14 protein-coding genes and 1 pseudogene are annotated in these 14,341 nt (G+C 64.0%); 5 read left to right on the top strand and 10 right to left on the bottom strand.

Going from position 1 to position 14,341, the window contains the following annotated elements; all coding sequences use genetic code 11:
• From Q427_RS21095 to Q427_RS21105, 3 genes are all read left to right on the top strand, one after another.
• Positions 1 to 690, top strand: a 690-nt coding sequence (locus Q427_RS21095; protein WP_231613830.1) for a TetR/AcrR family transcriptional regulator, incomplete at its 5' end; no start/stop codon positions are given.
• 241 nt (positions 691 to 931) lie between these two features.
• Complete coding sequence (locus tag Q427_RS21100; RefSeq protein WP_081786133.1) at positions 932 to 1,498, top strand: CoxG family protein; 567 nt, start codon at positions 932 to 934, stop codon at positions 1,496 to 1,498.
• Positions 1,499 to 1,549: 51 nt separating this feature from the next.
• On the top strand, positions 1,550 to 1,840 hold the full coding sequence (locus tag Q427_RS21105; RefSeq protein ID WP_043517076.1) for a DUF1330 domain-containing protein: 291 nt from the start codon (positions 1,550 to 1,552) through the stop codon (positions 1,838 to 1,840).
• On the opposite strand, the gene Q427_RS30500 is transcribed toward Q427_RS21105, so the two are convergent.
• The 5 genes from Q427_RS30500 to Q427_RS21125 form a co-directional block, all read right to left on the bottom strand.
• The gene (locus Q427_RS30500; RefSeq protein ID WP_081786134.1) at positions 1,837 to 3,963 is read right to left on the bottom strand and encodes a TRAP transporter large permease subunit; all 2,127 of its coding nucleotides are present in this window, start codon (positions 3,961 to 3,963) and stop codon (positions 1,837 to 1,839) included. The genes Q427_RS21105 and Q427_RS30500 overlap by 4 nt on opposite strands.
• The gene (locus Q427_RS29280) at positions 3,963 to 4,187 is read right to left on the bottom strand and encodes a hypothetical protein (RefSeq protein WP_051496574.1); all 225 of its coding nucleotides are present in this window, start codon (positions 4,185 to 4,187) and stop codon (positions 3,963 to 3,965) included. The genes Q427_RS30500 and Q427_RS29280 overlap by 1 nt, the downstream gene beginning before the upstream one ends.
• Positions 4,160 to 4,504: a TRAP transporter small permease subunit gene (locus tag Q427_RS29285; RefSeq protein WP_051496575.1), complete on the bottom strand. Its 345-nt coding sequence runs from the start codon at positions 4,502 to 4,504 to the stop codon at positions 4,160 to 4,162. Before Q427_RS29285 ends, Q427_RS29280 begins: the two co-directional genes overlap by 28 nt.
• A gap of 68 nt (positions 4,505 to 4,572) precedes the next feature.
• Positions 4,573 to 5,643, bottom strand: coding sequence for a C4-dicarboxylate TRAP transporter substrate-binding protein (locus tag Q427_RS21120; protein ID WP_043517077.1), 1,071 nt, complete (start codon positions 5,641 to 5,643; stop codon positions 4,573 to 4,575).
• 316 nt (positions 5,644 to 5,959) lie between these two features.
• Positions 5,960 to 6,919 carry a LysR family transcriptional regulator gene (locus tag Q427_RS21125; RefSeq protein ID WP_043517078.1) on the bottom strand — a complete coding sequence of 320 codons (960 nt, stop codon included), beginning with the start codon at positions 6,917 to 6,919 and terminating at the stop codon, positions 5,960 to 5,962.
• Positions 6,920 to 7,050: 131 nt separating this feature from the next.
• On the opposite strand from Q427_RS21125, the pseudogene Q427_RS21130 reads away from it, so the two are divergent.
• Positions 7,051 to 8,596: pseudogene (locus Q427_RS21130) on the top strand (CoA-acylating methylmalonate-semialdehyde dehydrogenase).
• A 557-nt stretch (positions 8,597 to 9,153) separates the two neighbouring features.
• On the opposite strand, the gene Q427_RS21135 reads toward Q427_RS21130, so the two are convergent.
• From Q427_RS21135 to Q427_RS21150, 5 genes are all read right to left on the bottom strand, one after another.
• Positions 9,154 to 10,134 (bottom strand): XdhC family protein, encoded by a 981-nt coding sequence (locus Q427_RS21135; RefSeq protein ID WP_043517079.1) that lies wholly within the window; start codon positions 10,132 to 10,134, stop codon positions 9,154 to 9,156.
• A gap of 71 nt (positions 10,135 to 10,205) precedes the next feature.
• Complete coding sequence (locus tag Q427_RS21140) at positions 10,206 to 12,290, bottom strand: xanthine dehydrogenase family protein molybdopterin-binding subunit (protein WP_197030770.1); 2,085 nt, start codon at positions 12,288 to 12,290, stop codon at positions 10,206 to 10,208.
• Positions 12,287 to 12,586, bottom strand: a complete 300-nt coding sequence (locus Q427_RS32675; protein ID WP_197030771.1) for a hypothetical protein — start codon at positions 12,584 to 12,586, stop codon at positions 12,287 to 12,289. The genes Q427_RS21140 and Q427_RS32675 overlap by 4 nt, the downstream gene beginning before the upstream one ends.
• Positions 12,583 to 13,074 (bottom strand): (2Fe-2S)-binding protein, encoded by a 492-nt coding sequence (locus tag Q427_RS21145; protein WP_043517080.1) that lies wholly within the window; start codon positions 13,072 to 13,074, stop codon positions 12,583 to 12,585. The genes Q427_RS32675 and Q427_RS21145 overlap by 4 nt, the downstream gene beginning before the upstream one ends.
• Entirely contained in the window at positions 13,071 to 13,970 is a 900-nt protein-coding gene (locus tag Q427_RS21150; protein WP_043517081.1) for an FAD binding domain-containing protein, read from the bottom strand. Before Q427_RS21150 ends, Q427_RS21145 begins: the two co-directional genes overlap by 4 nt.
• A 161-nt stretch (positions 13,971 to 14,131) precedes the next feature.
• Here Q427_RS21150 and Q427_RS21155 point away from each other — a divergent pair.
• Positions 14,132 to 14,341 (top strand): helix-turn-helix domain-containing protein (locus Q427_RS21155; protein WP_043517083.1); only part of this gene is annotated, 210 nt, incomplete at its 3' end.

Genomic DNA, 14,341 nt, shown 5'->3' on the forward strand with positions numbered 1-14,341 from the left:
AGGAGTGGAGCAGTGGAAGCGGAAATAGGCAAACGGCGGCGGCTCACGCCGGAGCAGCGCGAGCGCCAGATTGTCGACGGGGCGATCCGCTTCTTCGCAGAAGTCGGTTTCGAGGGTCAAACCCGGGAGCTGGCCAAGCGCTTGGGAATCACCCAGCCGTTACTGTACCGCTATTTTCCGAGCAAGGAGAGCTTAGTCGAACGGGTCTATCACGAGGTCTACGTCAAGCGCTGGCAGCCGCACTGGGAGGCGCTGATCATCGACCGAAGCCGTCCCCTGGAGGAGCGCCTGGTTACCCTGTATCGGGAGTACACCCGGGTGATCTTCAACTATGAGTGGGTGCGCATCTTCATGTTTTCCGGGCTGAAGGGCGGGAACATCACCGAGCGTTACCTGAGTATCGTCCAGGACAAGCTGTTCGTACCGGTATGCACCGAACTGCGAGAGGTGGCGGGGTTGCCTTCCACCGACGAGGTGCCGCTGCAGCCCGAGGAGTTGGAGCTTGCCTGGGACCTTCATGGCGGGATCTATTACCTGGCCATTCGCAAGTGGATCTACAACCTGCCCATCCCGGAGGACCTCGATGGTCATATCGAACGGGTGGTTCACAGCTTCATCGAAGGCACGCCCGTGACCCTGCGCTGGCACTTCGCCAAGTGCGATGCGCAGCGGACCCTGCCCCGGCGGTAGCTCCCACAGGATGGGCATAGCCCAGCGATGCCCACGCGTCCCGTCCACCGAATCCTCCACAGCGGAGACAGAGGTGTCACGGTGCAAAACCGTGTGATGCTTCCTCTGCGCTCTGAGCCAGCTTGGCTAATGCATGAGCCCCCCGCACCCGTCGCATTCTTCCCCTTGATATTTTCGCTCCAGCCGCTATCATCGCCATTAGTTATCATAAGATAAATAATGCGACCGAGGAGGACGCCCCATGGAGATTTCAGGCGAGCATCGTATCCCCGCACCACGAAAGCAGGTCTGGGATGCGCTCAATGATCCGGCGGTATTGCAGGAGTCGATCCCCGGCTGTGAGGCCCTGGACAAGCTATCAGACACCGCCTTCACCGCCCGTATCGTCAGCAAGATCGGCTCCATCAAGGCCCGGTTTAACGGCCAGGTAGACTTCTCCGATATCAACGCCCCGCATAGCTACACTATCTCCGGCCAGGGCCAGGGCGGCATGGCCGGCTCCGCCAAGGGCTCGGCTCGCGTCGAACTGGAGGAGAGCGGGCCGCAGGAAACCGTGCTGCGCTACACCGCCAATGCGGAGGTGGCTGGCAAGCTGGCCAGCGTGGGCAGCCGGCTGATTCAGGGCGTAGTCCGCAAGACCGCGGACGACTTCTTCCGCAATTTCGTCGAACAGGTCAGCGGCGGCCAGTCGACCGCGGCCACCGCGCCGAGATCGGCACAACCGACAGTAGGCGTTGGCCGCCTGGGCTGGGTTATCGCAGCCGTCGTTCTCGCCGCCGCTGCGGCCAGCGCCCTGATGTTGCTGTAGCGAAATCTGCCGGAACGACTTCCTATTCCCCAATCACTATAGGAAACAGCTATGGCTGGTTATTGGATCGCCCTGGTCGACGTTCACGACCCTGAGGCTTATCAGGAATACGCCAAACGTGCCAAGCTGGCGGTCGAGAAGTTCGGCGGCCGGCCGCTGGCCCGCGGCGGCCGGAAAGTGGCCCTAGAGGGCGCCGAGCCCCCTGGACGTGTGGTGATCATCGAGTTTGACAACATCGAGCAGGCCCAGGCCTGCTACAACTCCCCGGACTACCAGGAAGCGCGCAGCTACCGGGCCGACGCGGCCAGCGGCCAGTTCATGGTCGTGGAAAGCCTCGCCTAATTCTCCTCTCGGGGGGCGGCAGCCGCGTCCCGACGCAGCTGCTCCAGCGCGGCGGGAGTGTCCACATCCAATAGCACCCCGGCCCCCTCCACTGCCACTTCGGTTACCAGGTCCTCATGGCCTCCGATCAGGCGCCTTGCGCCCCGGTCCCCCTCTAGGCGCTGTAGCTCGGCGAATAACTGTCGACCCAGCAGCACCGGATTGCCGCGCTTGCCCTGGTAGGTCGGCACACAGATGGCCCGGCCTTCGGCCGGGTTGAAGGCGTCCTGTAGACGACGTAGATCCCGCGGGTTGACTCGCGGCATGTCCCCCAGGGCCACCAGTACGCCGTCGACCTCGTCGGGCAAGGCGCGCAGTCCCGCCCGCAGGCTGCTGGAAAGACCCTCAGCGTGGTCGGAGTTGTAGACGATCAGCACGGGCAGGTCGGCTGTCGCCCGGGCGACGGCCTCAGCCTGGTGGCCGACCACCAGGTAGACCGGTGCTGCACCACTTTGCGCCACCGCGCGTACCGCATGCCGCACCAGCGCTTCGCCCCGCCAAGGCTGTAGCAACTTGTTGGCCCGGCCCATCCGGCGCGAGCCACCAGCCGCCAGTACCAGGCACGCGACACGCGGGTGTTGCGGCACTCCATTGCGGCGCTCGCGACTCCAATCCAGGGCGCAGCCGAGCAGTTCCAAATCGTCCAGGGGAACCGATTGTTTCATTGGCCGATGGCCTCCGGAAAACACGGCGCCCGGTTGTCTGCGGCGCCCAGGTGGATAGACGGTGATGACCGCTCTCGCGACCGGCACGCGTTCAGACCAAGCTAGAGTCAGCGCAGGAAACGCCGCGATCAGCGCCAGGACGACAAGCATCACCGCGACGTATGGCAGTACCCCGCCGAAGATGGACTCCACCGAAACACTCTCGTCATTGAGCGTGGATTTCACGGTGAAGATCGAGATGCCGAATGGTGGTGTCAGCAGGCCGATCTCCACCGCGATCACGGTGATGATGCCGAAGTGGATCAGATCGAAGCCAAAGCTCAGGGCAATCGGGGCAGCGATCGGGGTCATCACCAGCAGAATCGAGGTCGAGTCCAGGATCATGCCCATCAGCAGCACAATCAGCACGTACAGCGCCAGGAAGCCGTAGGGGCCCAGGCCGGCGTCCAACACCAGATCCGAGATGGCCATGGGCACGCCAGCCATGGCAAGCATACGGCTGTAGAAGAGCGCAGCGATCAACAGAATCAGGATGCTGATGGACACTCCGCCGGTCTCGCGTAGCACCTGCCACATCCGCTGCGGAGTCAGCGAGCGCCGTGCCAGAGCAATGACGAAGGCACCAAAGGCACCCATGCCGCCCGCCTCGGTGGGCGTAAAAAGACCAGTATAGAGCCCGCCCAAGACCAGCAGCACCAAGATGAGGATGGGCAGCGACTTGCCCGCCATCTGCTTACCGGTGAGCACCGGCTGAATCCGCCGGGCATCGCCCAGTTCCCGCAGGCGCTCGAAATCGAACACGAAACGCGGGGCGAATAGCGCCAACAGCACGATCATCGCCACGAAACCGACCGCCAGGATCATGCCCGGGATTAGCCCGGCGATGAACAGCTTGCCGATGGACTCCTCGGCCAGCACGCCGTAGACGATAAGTAGCAGACTCGGCGGCACCAGCATACCCAGGACCGAGCTACCCGCCACAGTGCCGGCGGCGAAGGCCTTGCGGTAGCCATGGCGGGCCATCTCGGGGACCGCGACCTTGGTGAACACCGCCGCGGAGGCGATGGAAACGCCGGTTACGGCCGCAAACACCGTGTTCGCCGCCACTGTGGCCACGCCCAGGCCGCCGGCTACGCGCCGCAGCAGCGTCTCAGCGACGTCGAAGGTGTCCTTTCCGATATTGGAGATACTAACCAATAAGCCCATCAGGACAAATAATGGGATGGTGGCGAAGATGTAGCTGGATATGCCGCTATAAGCCGACATGTACATCATCTGTAGGGCCAAGTCGAAATTGCCCCGGATGACCCATATTCCGACGAAGGCCACTGTTAGCAGGGCCACGGCGATATGCATCCCCATCAGCACCAGCAGGACAAGTGAGCCGATCACCAGGGCGGTAAGGCCGAGATCGCTCATCAGGAAGCCCTCGTTGTATCGGCCGGTTTTTGGCGTAGCAGGGCCGGAATCAATAACAGGTAGGCCAGGGTAGCCATCGCCGCCCCGATCACCGCCAGGGCGCGGAAGGGCCAGCCCGGGATCATGTAGAGGCCGCGCACGCCGTAGAACTCGTTGCTCTGCCAGGACTGCACCAGCTCCGGCCAGGCGACGTAGGTCAGCAGCGCGAAGATGACGCAGCCCACCAGGCATATACCACATCCAGCGCCAGCCGCAGCCGGGGCAGGCGGCGGCCGATTATGTCGATCAAGAAGCCGGCCCGGGTCATGCGGCCGCCGATGATGCCGGCTCCCAGTTGCAGGAAGACGATGGCCGCCACGGACAGCCCGGCGAACTCGGCGAAACCCGTCAGCGGCGTGTCGAAAAAGTTGCGCCCGGCGACATCCGCCACTACCAGGCTCATCAGGACGAATATCCAGAAAGTACCGAGGGCGGCCAACAGGTCGGCAAGGCGAACGAACCAGCCGACACCGGATGGTGTTGTTTTACGCGTGATGCTCATGACAAGCCTCGTATCATGACTTGGAGAAAGGCCGCGCCGGCCGGCGCGGCCTTAGTGCCGCGGTCGGCTTAGCGGACGACTGAGTCCCAGGCGCGCAACGGCTCGACGCCGTTCTCGCGCAGCTTGTCGAAGTAGGCCTTCAGGACCACCTCGGCATCCTCGCCATTGGCCTCCAGCCACGGGCCGGCCAGGTTCGGCAGGCCTTCCACCCAGCGCTGCTTCTCGGTGGCCGGCAGTTCGTGGATTTCCAGACCCTCTTCCTGCATCTTGGCCAGCCACTCCTCGGAGGTCTTGGTGACGTGCTCGCCGTGACGCTCGGACATAATCCCGCCGGCCTCGCGGAACGCGGCCTGGACCTCCTCCGGCAGACCGTCGAAGAAGCGCTTGTTGACGGCCACGGCACCAAAGGCCATGGAGCCGAAGCCGATGCGGGTCAGTTCCGGTGCGACCTCTTGCACCCGAGCCGGGCCGATGCCGCTGGCGAAGGACAGGGTGCCCTCGGTGACACCGGTCTGGATGTTGGTGTAGTAGGTGGTCAGGCCACCCTCGACGGGGATGGCACCAGTGCCCTTGAGCCAGTTGGCGGAGGTACCGGGGGCGTTCAGGCGCATGTTATTGATGTCGTCCAGCGACTTGATTTGGCTAGTGCCGTAGATGTCGTAGCTGTCGGTTACCAGCGTCGACAGATGCACCAGATTCTCCCTGTGCCAACTGTCGCGCAGTTCCGGCAGGTTCTGGCTAAGGTCGTCGAAAATCTTGATGATCAGCTTGTGATCGTCAGTGGCGAACGGGGTGTAGTAGGTGACATTCTGCAACGGCAAGTCGGACTCCTCCCACACGGTGCCGATCATGCCAACGTCGACGATGCCGTCCTTCACCGCCCTGCGGGTCTCGGAAAACTTATACAGGGTGCCGCCGTAGTTCTCGCGCCAGCGGATTTCATAGTCTCCACCCTGCTCTTCCAGAATGCGGTCTACCTCGGGCTGGAAGACATTGTTCATCGCCCATACCCAGATATTCTGAACCGGGTGGCTTGAACCGATGTTGACGGTGATGCGTTCTGTCGCGACGGCATTCGTGCTTGCCAGACCCACACTCAGGGCAAGAGCACCGGCAAGGCCGGCTTTGAATAGTTTCATTGTTATCTTATCTCCTACAGTTGCAGACGATCGTCACACGGGACGCTACCTTCTGCCTCGGCAAGGGAGAAGCGATTATCCCCCGGAGGACCTACCACCGGCTCGACTGACCTGGCAATGCAGTAAATTGCCGAGAGATCCTATCCTCGCTCCTCTAGGACGCTCCACCCAGGCTGGCGCCTCTTGTCTTGGCATTGATCAGATGATCTGTTAATCGGTCGATAAATTCAAGCAGGCCATCTCAGAACGTCCTGAAACGGCCTGACCTAACGACTGAGGATGGGTCTGTCATGCTGGAGGCAGTCGGTCAGTGAGATCATCGCGGCGCGACGGTTCTATCCTGGAGGGCCACGCTATTGAAGCCCTGGCGCAAGTGATCGACCAGGCATTGCACCGGTCGCGGTACCTGCCGCGTCCATGGCCGGATCGCAAACAACTGATCGCCGAAGAAGCCAACCGGCTTCCAGTCCGGCAGCACCTGCGCCAGCCGCCCGGGCCGGAGCTCATCCACGGCGGTGAAGTCCGGCAACAAACCGATGCCCAAACCACCCAGCACCGCCTCTCGGAGCACCTCGCTGTTGTTGGCCTTGAAGCGCCCGCTAACCGGCACACCGACCCGCTCGCCGCGCTTACGGCCGGCCTCGCGCTCGAAGCTCCAGCTCTGGGTGCTGCCGTCACGCAGATACATCAAGCACTCGTGGCGGCTCAGGTCCGCCGGGTGCCGGGGCACGCCGTGGCGCTCCAGATAATCGTGACTGGCGACCAGTAGAGAGCGCGACTCTCGCAGGACCCACGCCACGTGGGTCTCCGGCGCAGCCTGAGCGTGGCGGATAGCCAGATCGAAGCCCTCCTGGGCGAGGTTGACGAAGCGGTCGGAGAGGTCGAGCTCAAGCCTGATCTCCGGGAAGCGCTGCAGGAAGGCCGGCAGCATTGGGGCGACACGCTGTCGCCCCAGCGCCACCGGGGCACTCACCCGCAGCAGGCCGCGCGGGTTGCCGGCAAGGTCCTTGACGCTGGAGAGGCTCTGTTCGATGCGGACGAAAGAGGGCTCAATGTCCTCCACCAGTTGCAGCCCGGCGTCGGTGAGCACCACTGAGCGGGTGGTCCGGCGCACCAGCGGCACGCCGACGGCACGCTCAAGGTTGGCGATACGGGTGCTTACCGAGGCCTTCGAGACGCCAAGACGGCGCGCCGCTTTGGTAAAGCTGCGCGCCTGGGCCAGCACGGTCAATAGATACAAGTCATCGAGAGGTGCGGAATTATTTCGGGCAGACATGGCACATCTTGGTCATGGCTCACAGCCAATTGTTCAGTAAAGTGAACAGTGTAGTCAACTATTCGCGATTGTAAAGCAAGTCTCCCCTCCCTAGGCTGAAACCCGAACCTATCGCAAACGGAGTCGAATTCATGGGCGTTTCCAACACCCCCTCGCAGATCGTACTGAGTGACGTCGCTCATCACTGGATCGGTGGCCGCGTGGCGCCGAGCACCGGTGAGCGCACCCAAGACGTGTTCAACCCGGCCACCGGCGAGGTAAGCCGCAAGGTGGCACTGGGCAGCGTGCAAGACGTCGAGGCTGCGGTCGACAGCGCCAAGGCTGCTCTGCCGGGCTGGGCGAAGCTTCCGCCTATTCGCCGCAGCCGCATCCTCAACAACTTCCTGGCCCTGCTCAACGAGCACCGCGACCAGTTGGCCGAGATCCTCACCCACGAGCACGGCAAGGTGTTCACCGACGCCAGGGTGAGGTGACCCGCGGTATCGATATCGTGGAGTTCGCCCTGGGCATCCCACAGCTGCTCAAGACCGACTTCACCGACCAAGTCTCCACCGGTATTGACAACTGGACGCTGCGCCAGCCCCTGGGCGTGGTCGCCGGCATCACCCCGTTCAACTTTCCGGTGATGGTCCCCTGCTGGATGTTTCCCGTAGCCATCGCCTGCGGTAACACCTTCGTGCTCAAGCCTAGTGAGCGCGACCCCTCGGCTGCGCTGTACATGGCTGAGCTATTCAAGCAGGCCGGGTTACCCGACGGCGTCTTCAACGTCATCCAAGGTGATAAGGTCGCCGTCGACGCGCTGATCGACCACCCTGACGTGAAAGCAGCGAGCTTCGTCGGCTCCACTCCGATCGCGCACTACATCTACCGGCGCGGCGCCGAACAAGGTAAGCGCGTGCAGGCGTTGGGCGGCGCGAAGAACCACATGGTTGTGATGCCCGACGCCGACCTCGACCAAGCGGTCGACGGTCTGATCGGCGCCGCCTACGGCTCTGCTGGCGAACGCTGCATGGCCATCTCGGTGGCGGTGCTAGTGGGGGATGTCGCCGACAAGATCATGCCTAAGCTGGCCGAGCGGACAAAGCAACTCAAGATCAAGAACGGCATGGAACTCGACGCGAGATGGGGCCCATCGTCACCCGTCAGGCGCTGGAGCGAATTCAGGACTATATCGAGGACGGCGCGCAGAGCGGCGCCGAGCTGCTGGTTGACGGCCGCATTGACGCCGACGGCAACCCCTTCACGGTGCCCGGCCACGAGGGCGGCTTCTGGATCGGCGGAACGCTGTTTGATCACGTCACCCCGGAGATGCGCATCTACAAGGAGGAGATATTCGGACCGGTGCTGGCCTGCGTGCGGGTGAAGGATTTCGCCGAGGCAGTGGACCTGGTCAATGCCCACGAGTTTGGCAACGGCGTCGCCTGCTATACCCGCGACGGCAACGTTGCCCGCGAGTTTGGCCGTCGGATCGAGGTTGGCATGGTCGGCATCAACGTGCCGATCCCGGTACCGATGGCCTGGCACGGCTTTGGCGGCTGGAAGAAGAGCTTGTTCGGCGACATGCATGCCTACGGTGAAGAGGGCGTGCGTTTCTACACCAAGCAGAAGTCAATCATGCAGCGCTGGCCTGAGAGTATCGCCAAGGGCGCCGAGTTCGTTATGCCGACGGCGAAGTAAACACCGGCAGATTGTTGGGCGACGCTGCCGATCACCACTGACCTCGGCAGCCTCCGCCGCGGCGCCTGCGGCGCCAGTCGCGATGGAAACCAGCGCTCCAACAGCGACTCTTTCCACCGACGGTGCCACACCGCTGTCGGAGGAAACTTCAGCTCCGGTCCGACGCATCGGCGACTGGAGGCCGAAGGACTCCCGGCGGTGTTGCCGGCGTTGGCGATCACTGCCAATCACGGCAACCTCCGCCGAGGCGCCTGACGGCGCCAGTCGCGATGCGGAGCAGCGCTCCAACAAGGTCGGAGACTACCGCACTGTTGGAGTAGCTTCAGCTCACGACTGGAGGCCGAAGGCCTCCCCGGCGGTGTTGCCAGCGCTGGCGATCACTGCCAACCACGACAACCTCCGCCAATGCGCCTGGCGGCGCCAGTCGCGATGGGAACTCGGAGCACCCAACCGAGCGCTGCGACAGCTGATTTTTCTTGCCACTGCAGGCAATTACCATCTTGCAGGAGTCGCTTCAGTTCCGGTCCGACGCATCGGCGACTCCAACCCCGAGACGCTTAGAGCGTATCGCGAGTTCTACCACGCTGCACGCGCAGGATATCAGCCATCACTGCCAAAGCGATCTCGGCGGGCGTCTTGCTGCCAAGCGACAGGCCGATCGGCATGTGCAGGCGGTCGATATCGTCGTCGGTCAGGCCGCCGGAACGGCGCAGACGCTCAGCGCGCGCCTCGGAAGTCCGCTGCGAGCCCATCACCCCGATGTAAAAGGCGGGCGTTCGCACCGCCTCGATCATGGCCAGGTCGTCGATGCGCGGGTCGTGAGTCAGGGCCACCACGGCAGTGGCCGCATGGCAGGCGCCCGAGGCGATGTGCAGCGAGGGCAGTTCCGGGCGCAACTCAACACCGGGCACTTTGAAGTCGAGGCAAACCTCCTCGCGGGGGTCGCACACGATCACCTCAAAGCCCAGAGCACGAGCAAACTCGGCGCAGGCCAAAGAAACCGGCGAAATACCGGCGATGATCAGCCGGGCCGTCGGCCCGACGCGCATATGTATCATGCCCCCCTCGCTATCCCGCACGACCCGCGGCCCCACGCCCTGGTCATCGAGACAATGTACATCCCCGCTGGTCGGATCGACGCAGCGAACCAGATGGCGGCGACCCACCAATGCCTGGTGTAGCGCTTCGTAGTGCGCCAGGGTGGTGGCATTCGGCGGGAGTCGCTCGATGAGTACTTCCAGGATGCCTCCACAGGGTAGGCGGATCCGAGGGCCTCGCGGGCCCTCGGGGTCTCCATAGCGCAAGGTGGACACCGGACGATCGAATTCGCCGTCGCGCAGTCGGGCGAGGAAGTCCTCCTCGACACAGCCGCCGGAGAGCGATCCGACATGCCGACCGTCCCGACGCGCCACCAGCCAGGAGCCGGGTTCCCGGGGCGAGGAGCCGAAGGTGGCAAGTACGGTGCAAAGCCACAGCGTTTCTCCCTCCCGGGCCCAGGCCAGGGCGCCTTCGATGACCTTCAGGTCCAGATGCTGCATGATCAGCTCTCCAGCTGGTTGCCAATGGGGCAGGCCACGGTTGCTCTTACCGGTGGCGCTCCGCGTTGGCGCTAGATGCGTTTGAGGCTGCGCAGAATGCGCTCGGGAGTCATGGGCATGGCGGTAACCCGTCCGCCCAACGGGGCGATCGCGTCGTTCACGGCATTCATGATCGCTGCCGGTGAGGCGGCAGTGCCGGCCTCACCGGCGCCTTTGGCGCCGATCTCCGAGTACTGGCTGGGGGTCTCTATGTGGGCCACCTCTATGTCGGGCAGCTCAGAGGACAGCGGCACAAGGTAATCCGCAAGGCTGCCGTTTGTGAGCTGGCCGTCGGCGCTGTACAGGCACTCCTCGAACAGGGCCATGCCGATGCCCTGCGCGACGCCGCCGCGGGCCTGTTCGTCCACCAGCTTCGGGTTCAACACCCGGCCGCAGTCCTCCACCACCCAGTGGTTAAGCAGCCGCACCAGGCCGGTATCCACGTCGACTTCCACATAGGAGGCGTGCACGCCGTTGGTGAAGGCAAAAGGCAGGCCCTGTGGCGAGTAGTGGCGCACCACCGAGAGCTGGGGCTGGAATCCTGGGGGCAGGGTGTCACTGCGAAAGTAGGCGATCCGGCAAACCTCGGCGAGGCTGATCCGTTCCTCGTCATCCTCGCGGCTGACCACCAGACCGTTGCGCAGATCGAGCTCTGACGGGGATGTCTGCAGGGCAGCCCCAGCCACCTCCAGAATGTTGTCGCGCAGTGCCCGGGCGGCCCGTACGGTGACTTCGCCGCCGATGGCCGCTCCCCGGGAGGCCCAGGCGGCGCCTCCGTAGGGGGTCGCGCCGGTGTCACCGGTGACGACGCGAATGTCCTCCATGGCGATGCCGAGTTCGGTCGCGGCGATCTGGGCGACAATGGTCTCGGTGCCCTGGCCGAGTTCGTTGACGCTTATCGCGAGTTGCACCTTGCCCGAAGGCTCGAGCTTCATTGAGCAGCCGTCCTGGGAGGAAATGCGGGCGCCGCCGACCCCGTAGAAGGCCGGCCCAGGGGCGGTGATTTCAACAAAGGTCGCAATGCCGATGCCACGGTAGACCCCCTTTTCCCGGAGCTCCCTCTGCTCCTCGCGCAACCCCGGATAGCCGATCATCTCCTTGAGCTTCTCCAGCGAGCGCTGCAGAGACAGCCCTTCATAGGTGAAACCGCTGGCGGTCTTGTAGGGATAGGCGTCGTCGGGGACATAGTTGCGGGCGCGCAGTTCCGCTGGGTCCAACCCCAGCTCGGCAGCAGCCTTGTCCACCAATGCCTCGGTGACGGTGAAGGCGATGGGGTGGCCCACCGCCCGGTACTGGCTCATGACGTTCTTGTTCTGCAGCACTACCTTGAGCTCCGCCCGGTAGTGCTGCTGAGTGTATGGGGCACCCACCAGCTTGATAACTTGGTTGCCCTCCACCGCGCTAGTGCGCGGATACACGGAGTAAGCCCCGACGCCGGTGAGGTCGTCCACGTCATAACCGAGGATGCCGCCGTCCTTGGTCAGAGCCAGCCGAGCACGCACCCGGTGGTCGCGGGCGTGAATGTCGCTGACGAAGGATTCCAACCGGTCCGCCAACCACTTCACCGGGCGTTTGAGCAGCATGCTCAGCGCGCAGGTGGTCATTTCCTCGCCGTAGACGTGGAGCTTGATGCCGAAGGCACCCCCGATGTCCTTCACCACCACCCGCACGTTCTCCTCGGCCAAGCCGAGGTGGCGGGCATAGACGTCCTGCATCTGATAAGGCGTCTGAGTGCCGTGATAAGCGGTCAGCCGCTCCTCGCTGGGGTCATAGTCGGCCACTACCACCCGAGGCTCCAGGGTCACCCCGGTATGACGGCCGAAGTGGAACTCGTCTTCCACCACCAAGTCCGCCTCAGCGAAGGCACGCTTGATGTCGCCAGCCTCCACCGTGCTGCCGAAAACGAGGTTGTCGCCCAACTCCGGGTGGATCAATGGCGTGTCCGGGTCCAGGGCGGTCTCCGGGTCGGTGACCGCGGGCAGTTCCTCGTAGTCGATGAGCAGCAGTTCCAGCGCGTCCTCGGCAAGGGCGCGGGTCTGGGCCACCACTGCTACCACCGGCTCACCCTGCCAGCGGGCCACCTTGTGTGCCAGCGGGTACTGTGGCGCGGACTTCATGCCGGCGAAGTGTTCCAGGGTGCCGACCCAGGCTGGCAGATCCTGGCAATGTCCTCGCCGGTGAACACCCCCACCACTCCGGACGCTTGACGGGCTGCCTCGGTGTCGATGCGGGTGATGCGGGCGTGGGCAAAGGGGCTGCGGGCAAAGGCCACGTGGACCATGCGCGGTAGGCTGACGTCGGAGGGATACTGACCGCGGCCCGCCAGCAGTCGGCGGGCATTGGGCCGCGGCACGCTGCGGCCGATATAGCTGTTCGGGCGGTCCAGGACGCTCAAGTGAGGTTTTTCGCTCATTGCGCAGCCTCCTTGGTGCTGCCGCTACCGGTTTCGGCCACGGCGTCGACAATGGAGTGGTAGCCGGTGCAGCGGCAGTAGTTGCCGGATATCCCGGCGCGGATCTGCTCGCGGTCCGGGTTGGGGTTGTGCTTGAGCAGGTCGGCGGCGGCTATCAGCATGCCTGGCGTGCAGAAGCCGCACTGCAGGGCATTGTTGCGGTGGAAGGCTTCCTGCAGGACGGCCAGTTCGCCGCTCTCGGTAATACCCTCGACGGTCTCGATCTCCGCCCCTTCGGCCTGCACGGCATACATCAGGCAGGCGCGCACTTGGTCACCGTTGTAGCGCACGGTGCAAGCGCCGCAGGCGCCCTGTTCACAGCCGACGTGGGTGCCGGTCAAGTGCAGCTCCTCGCGTAGAAAGTCGGCCAAGGAAAGTCGCGGACTGACACGGCAGCTGACACGTTCGCTGTTAACGGTCAGGTTGAGCTCGTAGTTGGTGTCGCTCATGCGCTATGGTCTCCGCTCAATGCGTGCAGCACTCGGCCAAGGAGCACGCGAGTCATGTGGGTCTTGACCTCGGCTGAGGTGTAGAGATCGCTCAGGGGCTGGAGATCATCGGCCAGGGCTGACTGAGCAGCCTGGATGGACTCGGCGCCCAGGGGCCGGCCCTCCAGGGCGGCGGCGGCCTGCGGGGCCAGTACCGGGGTCTCGGCCACACCAAAGAAGCCCAGCCTTACCTCGTACAGACGCTGGTCGTTGCGCCGCAGCAGTTTCATGGGGCCCTTGGCGCCGATCCGTGCCTGGGCGGCTAGTCCGACGATGGCGTAATCGCCCTTGCGCCGGGCTAGTTCGTCGAAGCCGTAGAGCATGCCGTCGTCAGCCGCCGGTACCTCCACGTGTGTGATCAGCTCGTGGGGCTCGATGGCGGTCTGGTAGACGCCCTCGAAGAAATCCTCCGCCGGGAGGGTTCGGGTGCCTTTGCGGCTGGCCAGGTGAATGCGCGCCCCCAGGGTCAGGCAACAGGCCGGCCACTCCGAGGCGGGGTCAGCGGTGGCGACGCTACCGCCGAAGGTGCCGCGATTGCGGATTGCCTCGTGGGCGATGTAGGGCGCCGCACGGGCTAGCAGAGGGGCGTGACGAGCCACCTCCGGCGAGCGCACCATTTCTGCGTGGCGGGTCAGCGCACCAATGCGCAGCCATTTGCCGCGCAGCTCGACACCAGCCAGACCGGGGACGTGGTTCACATCCACCAGCACGCGCGGGGCGGCCAGGCGCATGTTCATGGTGGGCACTAGGCTTTGGCCGCCGGCGAGCACCTGGGCCTCATCCCCGTGCTCGGCCAACAGGGCCAGCACTTGGTCCAGCGAACCCGGCCGTACATAGTCGAATTGCGGCGACTTCACGTCTTCGTCTCCTCCGGCAGTTCATTGGCGGCAACGGGTAGTGTCGCCGCAATTTATCGATTGATTAACTATGAGGCGGCCGGTGGATCGATGTCAATGCTCTTGTAGTCGCATCCGCAGGCGACGAGAATGGCGGCAGGTTTAGCGGAAGGAGTGGAGCAGTGGAAGCGGAAATAGGCAAACGGCGGCGGCTCACGCCGGAGCAGCGCGAGCGCCAGATTGTCGACGGGGCGATCCGCTTCTTCGCAGAAGTCGGTTTCGAGGGTCAAACCCGGGAGCTGGCCAAGCGCTTGGGAATCACCCAGCCGTTACTGTACCGCTATTTTCCGAGCAAGGAGAGCTTAGTCGAACGGGTCTATCACGAGGTCTAC

This window comes from Halomonas sp. BC04 (assembly GCF_000568385.1).

Excerpts from the sequence above, each read along its gene's own strand:
- Q427_RS21105 (WP_043517076.1), top strand. The coding sequence starts at position 1,550 with ATGGCTGGTTATTGGATCGCCCTGGTCGACGTTCACGACCCTGAGGCT.
- Q427_RS21120 (WP_043517077.1), bottom strand. The coding sequence starts at position 5,643 with ATGAAACTATTCAAAGCCGGCCTTGCCGGTGCTCTTGCCCTGAGTGTG.
- Q427_RS21125 (WP_043517078.1), bottom strand. The coding sequence starts at position 6,919 with ATGTCTGCCCGAAATAATTCCGCACCTCTCGATGACTTGTATCTATTG.
- Q427_RS21100 (WP_081786133.1), top strand. The coding sequence starts at position 932 with ATGGAGATTTCAGGCGAGCATCGTATCCCCGCACCACGAAAGCAGGTC.
- Q427_RS21145 (WP_043517080.1), bottom strand. The coding sequence starts at position 13,074 with ATGAGCGACACCAACTACGAGCTCAACCTGACCGTTAACAGCGAACGT.
- Q427_RS21135 (WP_043517079.1), bottom strand. The coding sequence starts at position 10,134 with ATGCAGCATCTGGACCTGAAGGTCATCGAAGGCGCCCTGGCCTGGGCC.
- Q427_RS29285 (WP_051496575.1), bottom strand. The coding sequence starts at position 4,504 with ATGAGCATCACGCGTAAAACAACACCATCCGGTGTCGGCTGGTTCGTT.
- Q427_RS21140 (WP_197030770.1), bottom strand. The coding sequence starts at position 12,290 with ATGAAGTCCGCGCCACAGTACCCGCTGGCACACAAGGTGGCCCGCTGG.
- Q427_RS32675 (WP_197030771.1), bottom strand. The coding sequence starts at position 12,586 with ATGAGCGAAAAACCTCACTTGAGCGTCCTGGACCGCCCGAACAGCTAT.
- Q427_RS30500 (WP_081786134.1), bottom strand. The coding sequence starts at position 3,963 with ATGAGCGATCTCGGCCTTACCGCCCTGGTGATCGGCTCACTTGTCCTG.